Annotated in this window: 19 protein-coding genes; 14 read left to right on the top strand and 5 right to left on the bottom strand. The window is 69.4% G+C overall.

The window, feature by feature from the left end:
- Window position 1: 1 nt before the first annotated feature.
- From HNR15_RS16935 to HNR15_RS16945, 3 genes are all read right to left on the bottom strand, one after another.
- On the bottom strand, window positions 2-1,513 hold the full coding sequence (locus HNR15_RS16935; RefSeq protein WP_179483464.1) for an APC family permease: 1,512 nt from the start codon (window positions 1,511-1,513) through the stop codon (window positions 2-4).
- 65 nt (window positions 1,514-1,578) lie between these two features.
- On the bottom strand, window positions 1,579-2,583 hold the full coding sequence (locus HNR15_RS16940; RefSeq protein ID WP_179483465.1) for an aldo/keto reductase family protein: 1,005 nt from the start codon (window positions 2,581-2,583) through the stop codon (window positions 1,579-1,581).
- Window positions 2,584-2,684: 101 nt separating this feature from the next.
- Complete coding sequence (locus HNR15_RS16945; RefSeq protein ID WP_179483466.1) at window positions 2,685-3,053, bottom strand: VOC family protein; 369 nt, start codon at window positions 3,051-3,053, stop codon at window positions 2,685-2,687.
- A gap of 68 nt (window positions 3,054-3,121) precedes the next feature.
- Here HNR15_RS16945 and HNR15_RS16950 point away from each other — a divergent pair, with 68 nt between their 5' ends.
- The 3 genes from HNR15_RS16950 (at window position 3,122) to HNR15_RS16960 (ending at window position 5,845) form a co-directional block, all read left to right on the top strand.
- Window positions 3,122-3,580, top strand: coding sequence for a MarR family winged helix-turn-helix transcriptional regulator (locus tag HNR15_RS16950; RefSeq protein ID WP_179483467.1), 459 nt, complete (start codon window positions 3,122-3,124; stop codon window positions 3,578-3,580).
- A gap of 96 nt (window positions 3,581-3,676) precedes the next feature.
- On the top strand, window positions 3,677-4,156 hold the full coding sequence (locus tag HNR15_RS16955; RefSeq protein ID WP_179483468.1) for a hypothetical protein: 480 nt from the start codon (window positions 3,677-3,679) through the stop codon (window positions 4,154-4,156).
- A gap of 207 nt (window positions 4,157-4,363) precedes the next feature.
- Window positions 4,364-5,845, top strand: a complete 1,482-nt coding sequence (locus tag HNR15_RS16960; RefSeq protein ID WP_179483469.1) for an MFS transporter — start codon at window positions 4,364-4,366, stop codon at window positions 5,843-5,845.
- A 43-nt stretch (window positions 5,846-5,888) separates the two neighbouring features.
- On the opposite strand, the gene HNR15_RS16965 is transcribed toward HNR15_RS16960, so the two are convergent.
- Window positions 5,889-7,088 (bottom strand): glycine C-acetyltransferase, encoded by a 1,200-nt coding sequence (locus tag HNR15_RS16965; RefSeq protein WP_179483470.1) that lies wholly within the window; start codon window positions 7,086-7,088, stop codon window positions 5,889-5,891.
- A gap of 36 nt (window positions 7,089-7,124) precedes the next feature.
- Window positions 7,125-8,162: an L-threonine 3-dehydrogenase gene (tdh, locus tag HNR15_RS16970; RefSeq protein WP_179483471.1), complete on the bottom strand. Its 1,038-nt coding sequence runs from the start codon at window positions 8,160-8,162 to the stop codon at window positions 7,125-7,127.
- Window positions 8,163-8,259: 97 nt separating this feature from the next.
- On the opposite strand from tdh, the gene HNR15_RS16975 reads away from it, so the two are divergent.
- From HNR15_RS16975 to HNR15_RS17025, 11 genes are all read left to right on the top strand, one after another.
- Window positions 8,260-8,613, top strand: coding sequence for a Rieske (2Fe-2S) protein (locus HNR15_RS16975; protein ID WP_179483472.1), 354 nt, complete (start codon window positions 8,260-8,262; stop codon window positions 8,611-8,613).
- Window positions 8,610-9,683 (top strand): NAD-dependent epimerase/dehydratase family protein, encoded by a 1,074-nt coding sequence (locus tag HNR15_RS16980; protein WP_179483473.1) that lies wholly within the window; start codon window positions 8,610-8,612, stop codon window positions 9,681-9,683. Before HNR15_RS16975 ends, HNR15_RS16980 begins: the two co-directional genes overlap by 4 nt.
- Before the next feature lie 55 nt (window positions 9,684-9,738).
- Window positions 9,739-10,683, top strand: a complete 945-nt coding sequence (locus tag HNR15_RS16985; RefSeq protein ID WP_179483474.1) for a GNAT family N-acetyltransferase — start codon at window positions 9,739-9,741, stop codon at window positions 10,681-10,683.
- A gap of 48 nt (window positions 10,684-10,731) precedes the next feature.
- On the top strand, window positions 10,732-11,454 hold the full coding sequence (locus tag HNR15_RS16990; protein WP_179483475.1) for an SDR family oxidoreductase: 723 nt from the start codon (window positions 10,732-10,734) through the stop codon (window positions 11,452-11,454).
- Window positions 11,451-11,891: a MarR family winged helix-turn-helix transcriptional regulator gene (locus tag HNR15_RS16995; RefSeq protein WP_343048587.1), complete on the top strand. Its 441-nt coding sequence runs from the start codon at window positions 11,451-11,453 to the stop codon at window positions 11,889-11,891. Before HNR15_RS16990 ends, HNR15_RS16995 begins: the two co-directional genes overlap by 4 nt.
- Before the next feature lie 60 nt (window positions 11,892-11,951).
- Window positions 11,952-12,713, top strand: a complete 762-nt coding sequence (locus HNR15_RS17000; protein WP_179483476.1) for a helical backbone metal receptor — start codon at window positions 11,952-11,954, stop codon at window positions 12,711-12,713.
- Window positions 12,714-12,768: 55 nt separating this feature from the next.
- Window positions 12,769-13,425: a VOC family protein gene (locus HNR15_RS17005; RefSeq protein WP_179483477.1), complete on the top strand. Its 657-nt coding sequence runs from the start codon at window positions 12,769-12,771 to the stop codon at window positions 13,423-13,425.
- 68 nt (window positions 13,426-13,493) lie between these two features.
- Complete coding sequence (locus HNR15_RS17010; RefSeq protein WP_179483478.1) at window positions 13,494-14,468, top strand: esterase/lipase family protein; 975 nt, start codon at window positions 13,494-13,496, stop codon at window positions 14,466-14,468.
- 94 nt (window positions 14,469-14,562) lie between these two features.
- A complete protein-coding gene (locus tag HNR15_RS17015) occupies window positions 14,563-16,215 on the top strand; it encodes a dihydroxyacetone kinase family protein (protein WP_179483479.1) in 1,653 nt (550 codons plus the stop codon).
- Window positions 16,216-16,494: 279 nt separating this feature from the next.
- Window positions 16,495-16,992, top strand: a complete 498-nt coding sequence (locus HNR15_RS17020) for a cysteine dioxygenase (protein ID WP_179483480.1) — start codon at window positions 16,495-16,497, stop codon at window positions 16,990-16,992.
- Window positions 16,993-17,042: 50 nt separating this feature from the next.
- Window positions 17,043-17,576 (top strand): mycothiol transferase, encoded by a 534-nt coding sequence (locus HNR15_RS17025; RefSeq protein ID WP_179483481.1) that lies wholly within the window; start codon window positions 17,043-17,045, stop codon window positions 17,574-17,576.
- The last annotated feature ends 11 nt before the right edge of the window (window positions 17,577-17,587 follow it).

A 17,587-nucleotide genomic window follows, 5' to 3' on the forward strand; every position in this document is an offset into this window, starting at 1 on the left:
ATCAGACGTCGACGGGGTCGGCATCGTCCACTCCGGCGATGGCCTTCTCGCCGGTGGCGAGGCGGGAGTGCTTGCGGCCGTAGAAGGTGTAGACGAGCAGTCCGATGACGAGCCAGATCAGGAACCGGATCCACGTCTCGACGGCGAGACTGCTCATCAGGGCGACGCAGGACACCGCCGAAACGATCGGCAGCCAGGGGATAGCCGGGGTGCGGAACGGCCGCTTCATCTTCGGCTTCGTACGCCGCAGCACGGCGACCGCGATGGCCACCACCACGAACGCGAAGAGCGTGCCGATGCTGACCATCTCGGCGAGTGTCGCCAGCGGGACGAACGCGGCCAGGATGCAGACCACGATGGTGGTGAAGATGGTGATGCGGAACGGCGTCTTGAACTTCGGGTGAACCTGGCCGACGGCCGGGGGCAGCAGCCCGTCACGGCAGAGGGCGAAGCCGATGCGGCCCATGGCCACGATGTCGACCAGGATCACCGAGCTCAGCCCGCAGACGGCGGCGATGCCGATGACGACGTTCGCCCAGCCCATGCCGACCTGTTTGAACGCATCGGAGATCGGGGCGCCCTCGGACAGGCCGGTGTACTTGACCATGCCGGTGAGCACCGCGCACACCGCGAGGTAGAGGACCGTGCAGATGACCAGGGTGCCGATCAGGCCGCGCGGCATGTCCTTGGCGGGGTCCTTGGTCTCCTCGGCGAGGTTGGCGACGGCCTCGAAACCGCTGTAGGCGAAGAAGACCACGGCCGTCGCGACGAGCACGCCGGTGAGCCCGTACGCCGTGGCGTGCGACCCGGAGGCCCACTGCCACAGCGGCTGGGACAGGCCCGACTTGCCGGAGGTGTCCGGCCGGGACGGCGGGATGTAGGGCTTGTAGTTGGCGGCCTTGATGAAGAAGATGCCGACGACGATCACGAAGACGCAGATGGAGACCTTGATCGCGACGAGCGCGTTGGTCACCCATTTGGACTCGCGGATGCCGACCGCGGCGATGATGCCCAGGACGGCCGCGATGAAGACGGCGCCGAGGTTGACGACGGAGTGCTCCTCGCCGAAGAACGCCTGCGGCAGGTTGAACGACGACTGCAGGTAGCCCGACCAGCCGCGCGCGACCACCGCCGCGCCCAGGGCGAACTCCAGGATCAGGTCCCACGCGATGATCCAGGCGAAGATCTCACCGATCGTCGTGTACGCGTACGTGTAGGAACTCCCCGCGGTCGGCACCGCGGCGGCGAGCTCGGCGTAGCACAGCGCCGCCAGCATGCTGATGACGCCGGCGATCGCGAACGAGATCACCACCGCGGGGCCCGCGTGGTTCTTGGCCTCCACCCCGGTCAGGGTGAAGATGCCGGTGCCGATCACGATGCCGATGCCGAAACCCATCAGGTCCCGGGCACCGAGACTCTTCCCGAGTCTCGTGTGGTGATCCGCACCGCCCTCGTCGTTCTGGTGGATGACGGTGTCGACATCCTTGGTCCGCACCAGCGTGGAGAATCCCATCGCCGGAGCGTAGCGAGGATGTTCAGGAATTGCTCAGGTTGGAAATGCCCGCGGGCATTCGTGCCTCAAACGAGACGTTCCTTGGGTGAACTCGTCTTACCGGCGTCCTTCTCGGGGAGATCACCCAGCGCCTCGTCGATCGAGGTGAGCACGTCGGGTGCGAGGGTGACGCCGGCGGCGCCTGCGTTGTCGGTGACCTGCTCCGGCTTCGACGCGCCGATGAGGGCGGCTGCGACGTTGTCGTTATGCAGCACCCAGGCCACCGCGAGCTGTGCCATCGAGAGGTTCTGGTCCTTGGCGATGGGCACGAGTTTCTGCACGGCGGTGAGGGTTTCGTCGTTCATGAAGCGCTTGATCATGTCGGCGCCGCCCTTCTCGTCGGCGGCGCGGCTATCGGCCGGGGGCTGCTTCCCCGGCTGGTACTTGCCGGTCAGGATCCCCTGGGCGATGGGCGACCAGACGATCTGGGAGACGCCCAGCTCCTTGGACGTCGGCACGACCTGGTCCTCGATGACCCGCCAGAGCATGGAGTACTGCGGCTGGTTGGAGATGAGCTGGATGCCGAGTTCCTGCGCGAGCGCGTGGCCGGCGCGCAACTGGTCGGCCGTCCATTCGCTGACCCCGATGTAGAGGGCCTTGCCGGACCGCACGACGTCGGCGAACGCCTGCATCGTCTCCTCCAGCGGCGTCTCGTGGTCGTAGCGGTGCGCCTGGTAGAGATCGATGTAGTCGGTGCGCAGCCGCCGCAGCGACGCGTCGATCGAGTCGCGGATGTGCTTGCGGGACAAGCCGGTGTCGTTGTGCTTCTTCAGACCCGTCGGGAAATACACCTTGGTGAAGATCTCGATCCCCTCGCGGCGTTCGCCGGCCAGGGCCCGGCCGAGCACGCTCTCCGCGGCGCCGTTCGCGTAGACGTCGGCGGTGTCGAAGGTGGTGATGCCGGCGTCGAGGGCGGCGCGCACGCACCGCACCGCCATGTCGTCCTCGACCTGGGAGCCGTGGGTCAGCCAGTTGCCGTAGGTGATCTCGGAGATCTTCAGTCCGCTGTTGCCGAGGTATCGAAAGTCCATGATTTCGACCGTAGTCGCGTGGTGCGACGTGTGTCTCCCGGGGTACGGCGACGGGTCGGAAACGTGCCACGCCCCGTTCCAGGGGCGCGGCGACCGTCGTCCTAGGCCTTGTCGTGCAGCGTGACCTGGTAGCCGTCGGGGTCGGCGAAGGTGAACGTGCGACCGAACGGGCCGTCGATCGGCGCGGTCACGATCGTGTGGCCGTCCGCGGCGAGGGCGTCGTGGATGGCCTGCACGTCGGTGGCGTGCAGCCAGATGGCGGCGCCGATGCCGGGTTGCGGGACGGACGCCAGATCGGTGTCGGGGACGATGTCCCGCAATGCGAACGCGATCGGCTTGGTGTCGAAGACGACGGCGTGGGGAGGGCCGACGGGGGATCGGACGAGACCGAGGTACTGCTCGTAGAACGCCTGCGAGGCGTCGAGGTCGCGAGCTTGGAGCGAGATGAAGTCGGGGCCGGTGACGGGCATGGTGATCTTCCTACTTTCCGTGGCGTGTCAGTAATCTGACATGAGCGACGGTATGTCAGAATACTGACATGAGTCAAGACGGACCTGGCATCGACCTGGAGACGTCGCTGGGCTACCTGCTCAAAGAGGCCTCCAGCGCCCTGCGCTCAGAGATGGAGGCGGTGCTGAGGCCGCTGGGGATGACCGTGACGCACTACTCCTGCCTCGAGTTGCTCGCCCAGCGCCCGGGCCTCTCGAACTCCGAACTCGCCCGAGGCGCCTTCGTGACACGGCAGTCGATGAACGTACTGCTGCAGGCCCTGGAACGCGACGGCTTCGTGACCAGGCCGACGCAGGCCGCGGTGGGGAAGGTCCTCCCCGCGCGCCTCACGCCACGCGGTCGACGGAGCCTCGCGAAGGCGACCGCCGCCATCCGATCCGTCGAGGTCAGGATGCTGAGCGGTCTGACCCCGGGCGAGCGGTCGGACGCGCTGCGGATCCTGCGCAGCATGGTCCGGTCGCTGCGCGACGGCAGCGAGGCTGGTTGAGGGCCCCGCCCCGCTTCTGCGGCCGCCGGATGGCGTCGACACGGTCGCTGATCCCTTCGGGCTGTCGTGGGTCGGTTGCCACCTCGCGCTTACCCTGTGCCCGTGACTCAGCTTCGGATCCGTTGGTCCGTCGCCATCGCGTCGTCAGCCCCGGTTGCCGTGATCGGTGCCGCGTTCTGCGTGTTGGCGATTCCGCCGTTCGGTCTGGGTCTTGGGGCGGCGATCGTGTTCGTACTGCTCGCCGGATCTATGTCGGTACGCCGTGTTCGCAGACGGACGCTGACCGTCCATCCGGACGTCCTGGTCGTGCAACGCGACCAGTACAGGTTGTCCGTTCCGTGGTCGCGAGTGACGGCGGTTCAGAGTCGACGCCACCAGGTCGTCATGCGAGTCGAAGAACTGGTGTGCGCCGGAGCAGCGGTCGACGCGGTCAGTTCGTCAGGGCGACCGTCGGTCCTTCCGAAGAGGTTGGAAGGTCACCCCGCCTTGTCTCGGGTCATGGTGAGTCTGTATTCCAAGGACTGGAAGAACGGGCCGATCGGGGAGAAGGTGCGCGCTGCCGGGGTCCATGTCTGACCACTCTCCGTAGGGCACGGTCGCGCGCGAGACGACCGCACCAGACGCAGGACCCTCACCGCGACGGCCGGTGAGTAGAGCAAGACGTCAGTGGCGGCGCCGCACCGTCGGTCGGCGTGAAACCGGGATGAAACCGCGGTGAAAGCACGCATCCCTAAATTCGTCGGCATGACCACCGAGCTCGTCCGTCACCCTGAGGAGGCCGCCATGACAGACACCACGTCCCCTGCAGACACCGCCAACATCGCCGTCAAGGCGCCGGCACCGCACACCTACACGTCGCTGCGTGCGGCCTGGATCCCGCTTGCCGCCCTCTGCCTGGCGTTCTTCGTCGAGATGGTCGACAACACTCTGCTGTCGATCGCCCTGCCCACGATCGGTCGCAGCCTCGGCAGCGGCACGACCGCGCTGCAGTGGGTGACCGGCGCGTACTCCCTGACGTTCGGCGGGCTGCTGCTCACGTCCGGATCGATCGCCGACCGTCTCGGGCGGCGTCGGGTCCTGCTCGCCGGACTCGCGCTGTTCGGTGTGCTCAGCCTCGCCGTGATCTTCGTCGAGTCGACCGGTGAGCTCATCGCGCTGCGTGCGGCACTGGGCATCGCGGCCGCCGCGATGGCGCCCATCACCAACTCCCTGGTCTTCCGTCTCTTCGACGACAAGGACCTGCGGATGCGCGCGGTCACCGTGATGATCGTCGTCGGTATGTCCGGCTTCATCCTCGGCCCGCTGCTCGGCGGGACCGCCCTGGCGCACGTGCGGTGGGAGTGGCTGCTGGTCGTCAACGCCCCGATCGCGCTGATCGCGTGCATCGGCGTGCGCCTCGGGGTGCGTGCGGACCGTCCCGAGGACCTGACCAAGGACCGCCTCGACCTGCCGGGTGCGCTCCTCAGCATCACGATGATCGGCCTCGCCTGCTACTCGCTGACCAGTGGCGTGCAGCACGGCTGGCTCTCGGCGATCACCCTTGCCTCGATCGTCGGCGCGATCGCCGCCGCCGTCGCCTGGGTCTGGCACGAGCGTCGCAGCGCCGCACCGATGCTGGATCTGTCGATCATGTCCAACGGCACCGCCCGCGGCGCCGTGCTCGCCCAGATCGGCACCTCCATCGCGATGGCCGCGGTGCTCTTCGGTCTGATCCTGCACTTCCAGTACGCGTACGGCTGGAGCCCGGTCAAGGCCGGTCTCGCCAACCTGCCGCTCATCATCACGATGCTCGCGGCCACCCCGTTGTCGGAGTGGCTGGGCAAGCGCTTCGGCCACCGCATCGCCTGCCTGGTCGGCGCCGTCTGCCTGACCCTCTCCCTGGTGGGCCTGTCCTGGGGCGTCAGTCACGGGTACGCCGCGATCGCGGCCTCGATGGTCCTGATGACCATCGGACTGCGCACCGTGATGACCATCTGTGCGGTCGCTCTGATCGATGCGATGCCGGCCAACCGCACGTCGATCGGCGCGGCACTGAACGACACGGCACAAGAGGTCGGCACGAGCGTCGGCACCGCGATCGTCGGCACGCTCATCGCCGCGCTGGTCACCACGCAGCTGCCGGCGGGCACCTGGAGCAGCGCCCTCGTGGCGTCGTTCTTCCACGGCGAGCGCATCACCTACGCCGTGCTGGCGGCGGTCGTCGGTGTCATCGCCATCGGGGGCGCGCTGACGCTCACCGACTCCCACGCGGTGGAGGAGCACTGACGGGGGTTCCACCCCCACCGACGACGGTCACCGCGGGGCAGCCTCAGCTGCCTGCGGTGACCTCGTCGCGTGCGTCGACGAACGCCTGCACGCAGGTGCGCACGTCGTCCTCGCTGTGCGCGGCCGACAGCTGCACGCGGATGCGCGCCTTGCCCTGCGGTACGACGGGGTAGGAGAAGGCGATCACGTAGACACCCCGCTCGAGCATCGCGTCGGCGACCTGGGCCGCGGTGCGGGCGCCGTCCTCGCCCGGGAACATGACCGGGACGATCGGGTGACCGCCCGGCAGCAGCTCGAAACCGGCCTCCGTCATCAGCTCGCGGAAGAGAGACGTGTTGCGCCGCAACGCTTCCCGCTGATCCGTCGAGGTTGCGGCGAGTTCGAGCGCCTTGAGCGAGCCGGCGACCACGCTCGGCGCCACGGCGTTGGAGAAGAGGTAGGGACGCGAGCGCTGGCGCAGCAGGTCGACGATCTCCCGGTGCGCGGCGACGTACCCGCCGGAGGCTCCGCCGAGGGCCTTGCCGAGGGTGCCGGTCACGATGTCGACCCGGTCCAGCACACCCTTCAACTCGTGCGTCCCGCGTCCGCCGTCGCCGACGAAGCCGACCGCGTGCGAGTCGTCGACCATCACCAGAGCGCCGAACTCCTCTGCCAGGTCGCAGATCTCGTCCAGCGGCGCGTAGTAGCCGTCCATCGAGAAGACCCCGTCGGTGACGACGACGGTACGGCGGGCACCCGCCTCCCGCGCTGCCTCCAGCTGCGTACGCAGGTCGGCCATGTCGGCGTTCTGGTAGCGGTAGCGCTTCGCCTTGGACAGCCGGATGCCGTCGATGAGCGAGGCGTGGTTGAGGGCGTCGGAGATGATCGCGTCCTGCGCGTCGAAGAGCACCTCGAAGGTGCCGCCGTTGGCGTCGAAGCAGGAGGAGTAGAGGATCGCGGCCTCCTGCCCGACGAAGTCGGCGATACGGCGTTCGAGCTCCGCGTGCTGCGACTGGGTCCCGCAGATGAAGCGGACCGACGCCATCCCGAAACCCCACTGCTGCAACGCATCGGTTGCCGCGGCCACGATCTCGGGGTGGTCGGCCAGACCGAGGTAGTTGTTGGCGCAGAAGTTCAGTGCCTCACCCTGCTTCGTGCGCACGTGGGAGGACTGCGGTGAGGTGAGCTCACGCTCGTGCTTGGTCAGGCCCGCGTCCTCGATCTCGGCGAGGGTCGCGGCCAGATCGTCCTTGATGTCGTACATCGGTGTCTCCTCGGGTGAGGGAGCGACGCGGTGGCGTCAGCTCCAGTCCATGACGACTTTGCCGCACTCGCCCGATCGGGCGGTGTCGAACGCCTGCTGCCACTCTTCCGCGGGGAAGCGGTGGGTGATCACCGAGCGCACCGCGTGCTCGAGCGGACCGGAGGACTGCAGCATCGCGCTCATGGCGTACCAGGTGTCGTACATCTCGCGGCCGTAGATGCCCTTAATGGTGATCATGTGGGTGATCACCCGTCCCCAGTCGATGGCGAACGGACCCGCGGGCAGCCCGAGCATCGCGATGCGTCCGCCGTGGTTCATGTTCGCGAGCATCTCCTCGACGGCCGCTGAATGGCCGGACATCTCCAGGGCGATGTCGAAGCCCTCGCGCATCCCCAGCTCGCGCTGCGCGTCGGCGATGCGATCGCGCGAGACGTTGACCACCCGGTCGGCGCCGGCCGCCTTGGCCAGCGCGAGGCGGTAGTCGCTGATGTCGGTGACCACGACGTTGCGCGCGCCGACGTGCTTGGCGATCGCGGCACCCATCACGCCGATCGGGCCCGCGCCGGTGACCAGGATGTCCTCGCCCGCGATCGGGAAGGACAACGCGGTGTGCGTGGCGTTGCCGAACGGGTCGAAGACCGCGCCCACGTCGGGGTCCATGTCATCGGGCTGCACCCAGGCGTTGGTCGCCGGGATCACGACGTAGTCGGCGAACGCGCCGTCCCGGTTGACGCCGATGCCGATCGTGCGGATGCACAGGTTCCGCCGCCCGGCCCGGCAGTTGCGGCACTCACCGCACACGATGTGGCCCTCGCCCGAAACGCGTTGGCCCACGCGGACGCTCGACACGTTGGCGCCGACGCGCGCGACCTCACCGAAGAACTCATGGCCGATGATCTGCGGCACGTGCAGCGTGGAGGCCGCCCATTCGTCCCACTGCTCCAGGTGCAGATCGGTGCCGCACAGGCCGGTGCGCAGCACCCGGATCATCACGTCGTCGGGTCCGCAGTCCGGCTCGGGGGCGTCGATCAGTTCGAGGCCGGGGGCGGCGGAGGTCTTGGCTAGGGCGCGCACGGATAGGAAGTATGCCCCCGGCGCCGCCGGGGCCGGCAGCCGCGGTGGGGCGCGCGGGCGATGCGTCACCATCGCCCCGAACGGGTACCGCAGGCGTATGAGCGAACAACGGCCGGACGTCGACGACCTTCCCCCCGGATCGGTCCGCAGGCTCGGCAGATGGGCCGTCGGCAACAGCAACGGCGAGGACTTCGCGGTGTCGCGTCGATGTCGTCATCAACTGGCCGACCTCAGCGAGGGACATGTGGACGCCGCGGGCTGCCTCGTGTGCCCATGGCACCAGAGCCGGTACGACGTGGTGACCGGGGCGATGGTCGCGGGGCCGCGCGGCTTCCTCGGCTACCACGGCGACACACCGGGCTACACCGCGCTCGTCCTGTCCTACGGCCGGCGGATCAAGCTGCGGGTGGGCCGGCTGGTGCACACGTCGCACGGGTTGGACGTCGAATGACCCGGCTGCTGATCACCGGCGCCAGCGGCAACATCGGCACCGCCCTGCTGCGCCGATTGGCCGGTCGCGAGGAAGTGGAGATCGTCGGGCTGGCTCGCCGGCCGCCGCCGTCCGAGCCGCCGTACGACGATGTGCGCTGGCAGCGGGTGGATCTCAGCGAGGACTCCGCACCCGCGGCGCTGGACGAGGCGATGACCGGTGTGGATGCCGTCGTGCACCTCGCCTGGGCGTTCCAACCGACCCGGCGGCCCGACTATCTGACCCGGGTGGGCGTGGGAGGCACGGCGGCCGTCCTGGCGGCTGCCGACCGCGCGGGTGTCGGCCACTTCGTGCACATGTCGTCGGTCGGCGCGTACGCCGCGAAGACGAGCGACACCCCGGTCGAGGAGTCCTATCGGCATACGGGCATGACGAGCTCGCAGTACAGCAACGACAAGGCTGCGGCGGAGCGGCTGCTCGACACCTATGCCCGGGACCACCCGGCTGGGATGACGCTCACCCGGATCCGGCCCGGCATCGTCATGCAACGGGACGCGGGTGCCGCGCTCGACCGCTACGGACTTCCGGCGTACTTCCCGGCGCGGCTGCTGCGGTACCTCCCGGTGCTGCCGCTCGATGGTCGGTTCGCCATCCCGGTGGTGCACTCCGACGATGTCGCGGACGCTCTCGACCGGGTCCTCGAACAGGGCCGCGGCGGGGAGTTCAACCTGGCCGCCGACGAGCCGCTGACGAGGGAGATCGTCGCCGACGTCCTGGGCGCCCGTCCCGTCCAGGTGCCGGCGACCGTCCTACGGGCCATCGTCGCGGGCAGCTGGAAGGTCGGACTGCAACCGCTCAGCCCCGACTGGATCGATCTGGCCTTCGCGGTGCCGCTGCAGAATTGTGCGCACGCCCACCACGACCTCGGATGGCGGCCGTCCAAGGACCCGCACCAGGTCTTGACCGACGCGATCGACGGGATGGCGGACAACGCGGGTACGAGCAGCCCGGCGCTACGGCCGCGCTCGGTGCTCAACCGGATTCACGCGGTGGTGACCGCCGGACCCATCAGTCGTCGCCGGCAGTCCTGACGTTGCCGGGAAAACCTGGTGACGTGACCTTCCGCGCTGAGGGATGCTCCGTGCAATGTCTGTCAGCAGCAATCCCTTCTCGATGCGACGCATCACCAGCGCCGACCTCGAGCTGCTCTTCGGATGGGTGGGCACCGAGCCCGTCGTCTGGATCGACGACACCCGGCTGCGACGCGAACTGGACAGCCGCAACTACCGCCCCGAGTGGTCATGGGTGGCGGAGCAGGACGGCTCGCCGATCGGCCGGGCCCTGTGGTGGGGCGGTGACACCGCGGAGCGGCCCAGCACGTTGGACTGCCTTCTCATCCGCGACGGCACGGAGCATCCGGAGCACGTCGGTGCGGCGCTCATCGCAGAGGGGCTGAAGGCATTCGGTCCCGGCTCGGCGTTGGAGTTCAACATCGATGCGGCCACCGCCTGGGCCGACGACCCTGCTGCGGTCGCGGCCGTGCGGTGGCGCGGGCAGGCCGCGAAGGCGGGCGGCTTCTCCAGGACGACCGAGCGGGTCAGCTACCGCCGCTCAGCCGCCGACCCTCGCCCGGCCCGATCCACCCGTCTGACGTTCGAGGCTGCTCCGGACGCCACGTTCCGAGGGATGTTCGCCAGGGTCGCCGACGGCTCGCTGGACGCCTACACGCTCCACATAGTCGCCACCGAAGGCATCGAGGCGCTCGCGGACGACGACCTCGAGTTCTACCTGTCACTGCCGGGCGAGCGGGACTCGTGGCGGGTGGCCGTGCTCGACGATCGGACGCCGGTCGGTTTCATGATCCCCACGAGGACGGCGTACGACGCGAGCATCAGCTATCTCGGCATCCTCCCGGAGCATCGGGGCAACGGCTACGTGCATGACGTCCTCGCCGAGATGGTGCACGTGCACCACGACAACGACCAGGACCAGATCGTGGGCACGACCGACCTGGCCAACACGCCGATGCGCGCGGCCTTCGAGAGTGCGGGCTTCCAGGTCAGCCGACGACGGATCGTGCACGAGCAGTAGCTGTCGGACCCCTTGATCCGATTGGTTGTATGAAGTACAACTGTTGTTGTGACTACAACTAATGACACGGGTGACGCGACCGCATCGAGATCGGTGCTCCTCATCGGAGCATCGCGAGGTCTGGGCCTCGCTCTGGCACAGGAGTGGGTACGACGCGGACGGCACGTCGTCGCGACCGTGCGCGATCCGAGCTCGACGGCGCTCCCGCAGGTGGCCGATGGACAGCCCGGCAGCATCGAGATCGAGACGGTCGACGTGACGGTGCCGGAGCAGATCGACGGTCTGCGCGGCCGGCTGGCCGGCCGCACGTTCGACGTCCTGTTCGTCAGCGCCGGGGTCACGAACAAGCCGGAGGGAATCGTCGGGCAGACGAGCACGGAGGAGTTCGTGCGGGTGATGGTGACCAATGCCCTCAGCCCGTTGCGCGTGATCGAGGCCCTGCAGGACCTGGTGGCGCCGACCGGAACCATCGGGGTGATGTCCTCGGGTCAGGGCAGCGTGGCCAACAACGAACGCGGCGGCCACGAGGTCTACCGCGGCAGCAAAGCTGCCCTCAACACCTTCATGCGCAGCTATGCGGCCCGTCACGCAGGCGAGGACCGGACCCTGGTGCTGATGGCGCCGGGGTGGGTGAAGACCGAGTTGGGCGGCGAGGGCGCGCGCCTGGAGGTGGATGAGAGCATCCCCCATGTGGTGACGACGATGGAGGACCTCGGCGGTCGGCCGGGTCTGCACTATGTGGACTACCTGGGTCGCACGGTGCCGTGGTGACAGCCGCGAAGCAGGCGGGCGGCGATCATCCGGCCGACCCCGCAGCGTACGCCTGGGCCCTCATGCAGCAGTTCGTGAGCGCACAGAACCGGCACGAAGAGCTCAGGGAGACACTGGGATTCGGTCTCGGCGCCGGGCGCGGAAAGGTCCTCTTCCAACTCCGGCAGGCTCCATTGACGCTCACCCAGATCGCCGACGCCAACGGTTTCGATGCGCCGTACGCGACGCTCGTGGTCGACAAACTGCAGGCCCACGGCCTGGTCGAACGCCGACCTCACCCGGAGGACGGACGTCGCAAGCTCGTGGCGCTCACCGACGCCGGCCACGCCGCGGTGGCCACGGCCGACGCGATCCTGCTGCGCACTCCACATGCCCTTGCGGACCTCGGGGACGACGCAACGCGGCGCCTCGCGGACCTGCTGCAACGTCTGCAATAGGTACGGCGTGGACGGCATCCAGGCCCGAAGCGACCCCGGACGAGAGGTGGGGTGACGAGCGTGCAGCCACTCGACGATCTGGGACACCCGCTGGACCTCCTCTCGCCGGCTCGCCGGGTGGTCTCCCTGGTGCCGTCGCTGACCGAGGCGCTCGCGCACGATCGTCCGGAGGCCGTCGTGGGCGCGACCGAATGGTGCACGCACCCCGCCGATCTCGACGTACGCCGGGTGCGGGGCACGAAGAACCCGGACCTCTCGGCGATCCGGGCGCTGCGACCCGACGTGGTGATCGCCAACAGAGAAGAGAACCGCGAGCTGGACGTGCGGCGGCTGCGTGACGCGGGGATCGCGGTATGGGTCACCGAGATCGCTGACGTCACAGGGGCGTTGGACTCCCTCGCGCGGATGGTCGCCGCCCTCGGCTTGCCGCGGCCGCAGTGGCTAGCCGGCGCCCGGGAGGTGTGGGCAGCACCACCCACCTTGCCACCGGTCGCCGCGGCGATCGCGGTGTGGCGCGACCCCTGGATGGTCGTCGGCGGGGGCACCTTCGCCGGCGACGTGCTGCAGCGGCTCGGCCTGGTCAACGCGTACGCCGATGCGGAGCGCTACCCGCGTGCGGACGTCGCCGAGATCGAGCGTGTCGCGCAGCTGGTCGTCCTGCCCGACGAGCCGTACGTGTTCACGGCCGACGACGGTCCCGAGGCGTTCACGAGTCCGACCGCGCTCGTCTCCGGCCGCGCTCTCACCTGGTACGGCCCGTCGCTGGTCAGCGCGCGAGCAGAGCTGACCGAGGCGATGCGGCCGGCGCTGCCGGGCGGCTGAGCCTGCCGGGCCGGAAACGCCCACGGCTGTCGGACCCTCGTGCCAGAGTCGCAGGATGGACACCGTCGACAACGCACAGATCCGCGCCGCGGGGCTGGACGACTGGCGCAAGCTCGCCCAGGCGCTGCACGCCCGCTACGCCGTCCCCGACTACGCCGCTGCCGCGAAGTTCATCGCGGCGGTCGCTGACGCGGCCGAGTCCGCGAACCACCATCCGGACGTCCGCCTCACCTACGGCGTGGTGGACCTGTCGCTGTGCACGCACGAGGCCGGGCTGTGGGTCACGCAGAAGGACCTCGACCTGGCCGGGGAGATCAGCCGGATCGCCGCCGAGCACGGCCTGGCCGCCCGACCCCTCGAGGTCACACAGCTGGAGCTGGCGCTCGACACTGCTGATGACGACCGCGTCGGGCCGTTCTGGTCTGCGCTGCTCACCGGCAGCCCGGACAACCGCATTCACGACTCCGTCTTCGACCCGACCGGCCGCGTGCCGAGCCTGTGGTTCCAGGGCACCGACGAGCACGAGACCCCCCGTCAACGCTGGCATTTCGACCTCTGGATCGCGCCAGAGGTCGCCTCCGACCGCATCGCAGCCGCCGTCGCCGCGGGCGGCACGGTCGTCGACGACGAGGAGGCGCCCGCCTTCACGGTGCTGGCCGACCCGGACGGCAACCGGGTGTGCGTGTGCACCACGAGCGGCCGGGAGGGCTGACCCCGGACCCCGGATCCGGGTGTGACGTGAGTCTCACCGCAGCCTAAGGATCGCGTTACTCTCCGGTAATGACGAGACGACGTATCGGTCAGGCTTGCGCGGGTGTCGCCCTGGTGGGCGGCTTCTGCGTAGCGCAGACGGCTCCCGCACAGGCAGCCGCCCCCGACTACCCGGTCGGCGGTTCCGCCTCGGGCTACGCGAGCTGGGTCTCCACACCTGATGCCAACCCGCCCGGTGTGAACGTGCCGTGTACGCCGAGCGCGGCGCACCCGCGTCCGGTGGTGCTGCTGGAAGGCACCACCTCCCGCATCACCCACTCCTTCGCCCGGATCGGACCGCTGCTCGCCGACCAGGGCTATTGCGTCTACGGACTGAATTACGGCGACACCCAGCTCACCGCCTCCACCGGCGGCGTGATCGGCGCGATGGGCGACATCCCGACCTCGGCCCGACAGGTGTCCGGGTTCGTGGACAAGGTGCTCGCGCAGACAGGCGCCGCGAAGGTCGACATCGTCGGCTGGTCGCAGGGCGGCGGTCCGCTGCCCCGCTATTACCTGCAGAACCTCGGCGGCGCGTCGAAGGTCGATTCGCTCGTCGGCCTCGCGCCGTCCAACTACGGCACGAGCTTCTTCGGTGTCCTGAGCCTGATCGGCGCGGTCCAGAACGCCACCGGCGTCGACTTCCTGAGCGCCTCCGGCGCCCCCGCGTTCGACCAGCAGCTCAACACCTCGCCGTTCACCAAGGCTCTGAACGCGCACGGCGACACCGTGCCCGGGGTGCACTACACGGTGATCGAGACCCGGCTGGACGACGTCGTGACGCCGTACACCAACGCCTTCCTCAAGGGCCCCGGAGCGACGAACATCGTCCTGCAGCAGCAGTGCCCGCTCGACGGCACGGATCACCTCGGAATCATCTACGACAACAACGCGATTCAGGACGTGCTGAACGCGCTTGGGCCACGGGTGCCGAACTTCAAGCCCTCCTGCCAGGCGGCGCTCCCGCTCGTCGGGACACCGGGGCTGGGCGGCCTGCCGGGGTAGTTCTCGGCGGATGCCTTGCGCGTCGCCGTGGCGAGGGCCACGGTGGCGGCAGACCCCTACGACGACGTGCGGGGGCGACCCGGATGGAGCTTTCATGGCCAAGAAGCTGATCAACGACCCGCTCGAGGTGGTGCGGGAGTCGATGGAGGGGGTGGTGCTCACCCAGCCGGGCACCGCGATCCTGCGCGACCGCACCATCGTCGTACGCCGTGACCGCCTGAGCCACGGACCGAACACCGACCTGCCGGTCGCGCTGATCTCCGGGGGTGGCGCGGGCCACGAACCCGCGCACGCCGGGTACGTCGCGAGCGGCATGCTCACCGCGGCGGTCAGCGGCGGGGTCTTCTCCTCGCCGAGTGTCGATGCCGTGCTCGATGGGATCCGGGCCGTCACGGGCACCGGTGGCGCGTTGCTGATCGTGAAGTCCTACACCGGCGACCGGTTGAACTTCGGGCTGGCCGCGGAGTTGGCGCGCTCCGAGGGCTACGACGTGCGGATGGTCGTCGTCGGTGACGATGTGGCGCTCGCCGACGACGACGAGAACGCCGGACGTCGCGGCCTGGCCGGCACGGTGCTGGTGCACAAGACCGCGGGGGCGCTCGCGGAACGCGGCGGTTCGCTGGACGACGTCACCGCGCTCGCCCGGGCCGTCGCCACCGGCGTCGGCACGATGGGTCTGGGGCTCACGCCGTGTGTCGTGCCGGGTTCGGACGAGCCCGGTGCCGACATCGCCGAGGACGGCGTCGAGCTCGGCCTCGGCATCCACGGCGAACCGGGCGTCACCTCCGTCGACATGGCGCCGGCGGACGATCTGGCCGGGCGCCTGGTGGACGGCGTCGTGCAGGACCGCGGATTCGAGTCCGGCGCCCACGTCGTCGCACTCATCAACTCCACGGGTGGCACCCCGCCGATGGAGTTGGCGATCGTGGCACGTGCTGCAGTGAAACTCCTGCAGCAGAAAGGCATTCGCGTCGACCGGCTCTATCAGGGTCTGGTGATGACCAGCCTGGAGATGGCCGGATGCTCGGTCTCGCTGCTCGCGACCGATGTGCACCCCGACCTGCTCACACTCCTCGACGCGCCTACGGCATCGATCGGCTGGCCCAGTCGTGGTGCCTCCGACGTGCCTGGCCTGGTGCAGGTGGAGGTGCCCGCGGCTGCCTGGAGTCCGCAGGAGGAGGAAGGCGTCGACGACAGGATCTGCGCCGGCGGCATCGAGCGCGCCTGCAACGCACTCCTCGCGGCCGAGGAGGAGCTGACACTGATGGACAAGGTGGTCGGCGACGGTGACCTCGGGACCGCCCTGGCCCGCGGCGCCCGCTCGTGGCTGGGAGAGCCGCAGACCGGTGACGCACGTCATCAGCTGCGCGCGCTCGCAGCCGTCGTACGCCGCGAGGTCGGTGGCACCTCCGGCCCGTTGTACGCGGCCGGCTTGTTGAGGGCGGCCGAAGCCGTTGGGGCAGATGGTGATTGGGCAGCTGCCCTGCAGGCGGCCAGCGAGGGCGTGCAGGAGTTGGGTGGCGCGAAGGCGGGCGACCGCACGATGGTCGATGCGCTCGCGCCCGCTGCGACCGAGGCCACTGCGGGGCTGGGCGCCGCCCAGGCGGCTGCACGGCGGGGCGCCGACGCGACGACGTCCCAGGTGGCGCGTCGCGGGCGCTCCAGCTACCTGGGCGACCGGGTCAAAGGCCACCCGGACCCTGGCGCGGTCGCCGTCACGGTCTGGCTGGACGCGCTGTCGGACTGACCCGGGCTCGCCTCCCGCACCGTGGGAAGCGTCCGGATGGTGGACCTGGGCTGGCTCGCTGCCCCCAGCACATCTAACTTCGCGTTATGCATTCGATAACTCAGCGTCGCATCGAGGTTCCCTCGACCGCTGGCCTCTCGGTGGGACGGGGTGTGTCCGGGCGTGCTCACAGCGCCCGCGGCATGTGTACCGCCGGGGATCAGCCGCGCGCCGAGTGTTGTCGCCGCGGCTGATCCCTCGCCGACCCGACCGTCTGCATACCCCTCGAAGGACTCCCACATGACCACTCTCACCGCCGCCCCGCTCACCTCCACCCCGCGGTCCGGCGTCCACACACCGGACCAACTGCTCGACATCGCCCACCTCTTCGCGCACGACTGGCGCCTGAACGCACTGGCCTCGATCAGCCGGGACCACGCCGAACGGCACTGGATCGAGCTGGCATCGATCCCCGCCGTGCAGGTCTGGGCGATCGCCTGGCCCTCGGGCACCGGCACCGGATGGCACGACCACGGCATCGCCTCGGGAGCCTTCGTCGTCGTCTCCGGCGCACTCGTCGAGCAGGCCTGGCACGACGGCGTCCGCCGCACCGACCTGACCGACGGCCAGGGCAAGGGCTTCGGCGCGGATCACGTCCACGACGTCCAGAACCTCGGATCGGAGCTGGCTGTCTCGGTGCACGCCTACTCCCCGACGCTGACGGACATGACGCGGTACGAGCTGCAGGGCGATCGTCTGCACCGTCTCGGCGTCGACACCGCCGGCGACGCCTGGTGAATCGGTTCCGGCCGCGTGACGGCACGGGCGCGGCGTGACATGGTGATGACATGTCTTCGGATTCGGCTGCCGCTCTTGCTGGTTCGCTCCTGACCGACGCGTTCGGACGGGTCCACGAGCTCCTCCCGGGCATCGTGCACGACCTCAGTACGGCGGAGCTGACCTGGCGCCCCGACCGCGACGCGAACTCGGTGGGGTGGTTGGTCTGGCACCTGACGCGGGTGCAGGACGACCACATCGCCGGCCTTACCGGCGATGACCAGGTCTGGACGGCGGACGGCTGGGTGAGTCGCTTCGCCCTACCGTACGACGACGACACACTCGGCTATGGCCAGTCCAGCGCCGAGGTCGGCGAGTTCGCGGTCGACGACCCTGCCCTGCTGACCGGCTATCACGAGGCGACCCACCGGGCGACGATCGCTGCGCTGCGGGGCTTCTCGGCCGCCGACTACGACCGTGTGGTCGATGAGCACTGGGACCCGCCGGTCACCCTCGGCGCCCGGGTCGTGTCCGTGCTGAACGACATCACCCAGCACGCGGGCCAGGCCGCGTACGTGCGCGGGCTGCTCGAGCGGCGTACCTGACCGCCGCGCTC

Source organism: Allobranchiibius huperziae (assembly GCF_013410455.1).
Classification (GTDB): Bacteria; Actinomycetota; Actinomycetes; order Actinomycetales; family Dermatophilaceae; genus Allobranchiibius; species Allobranchiibius huperziae.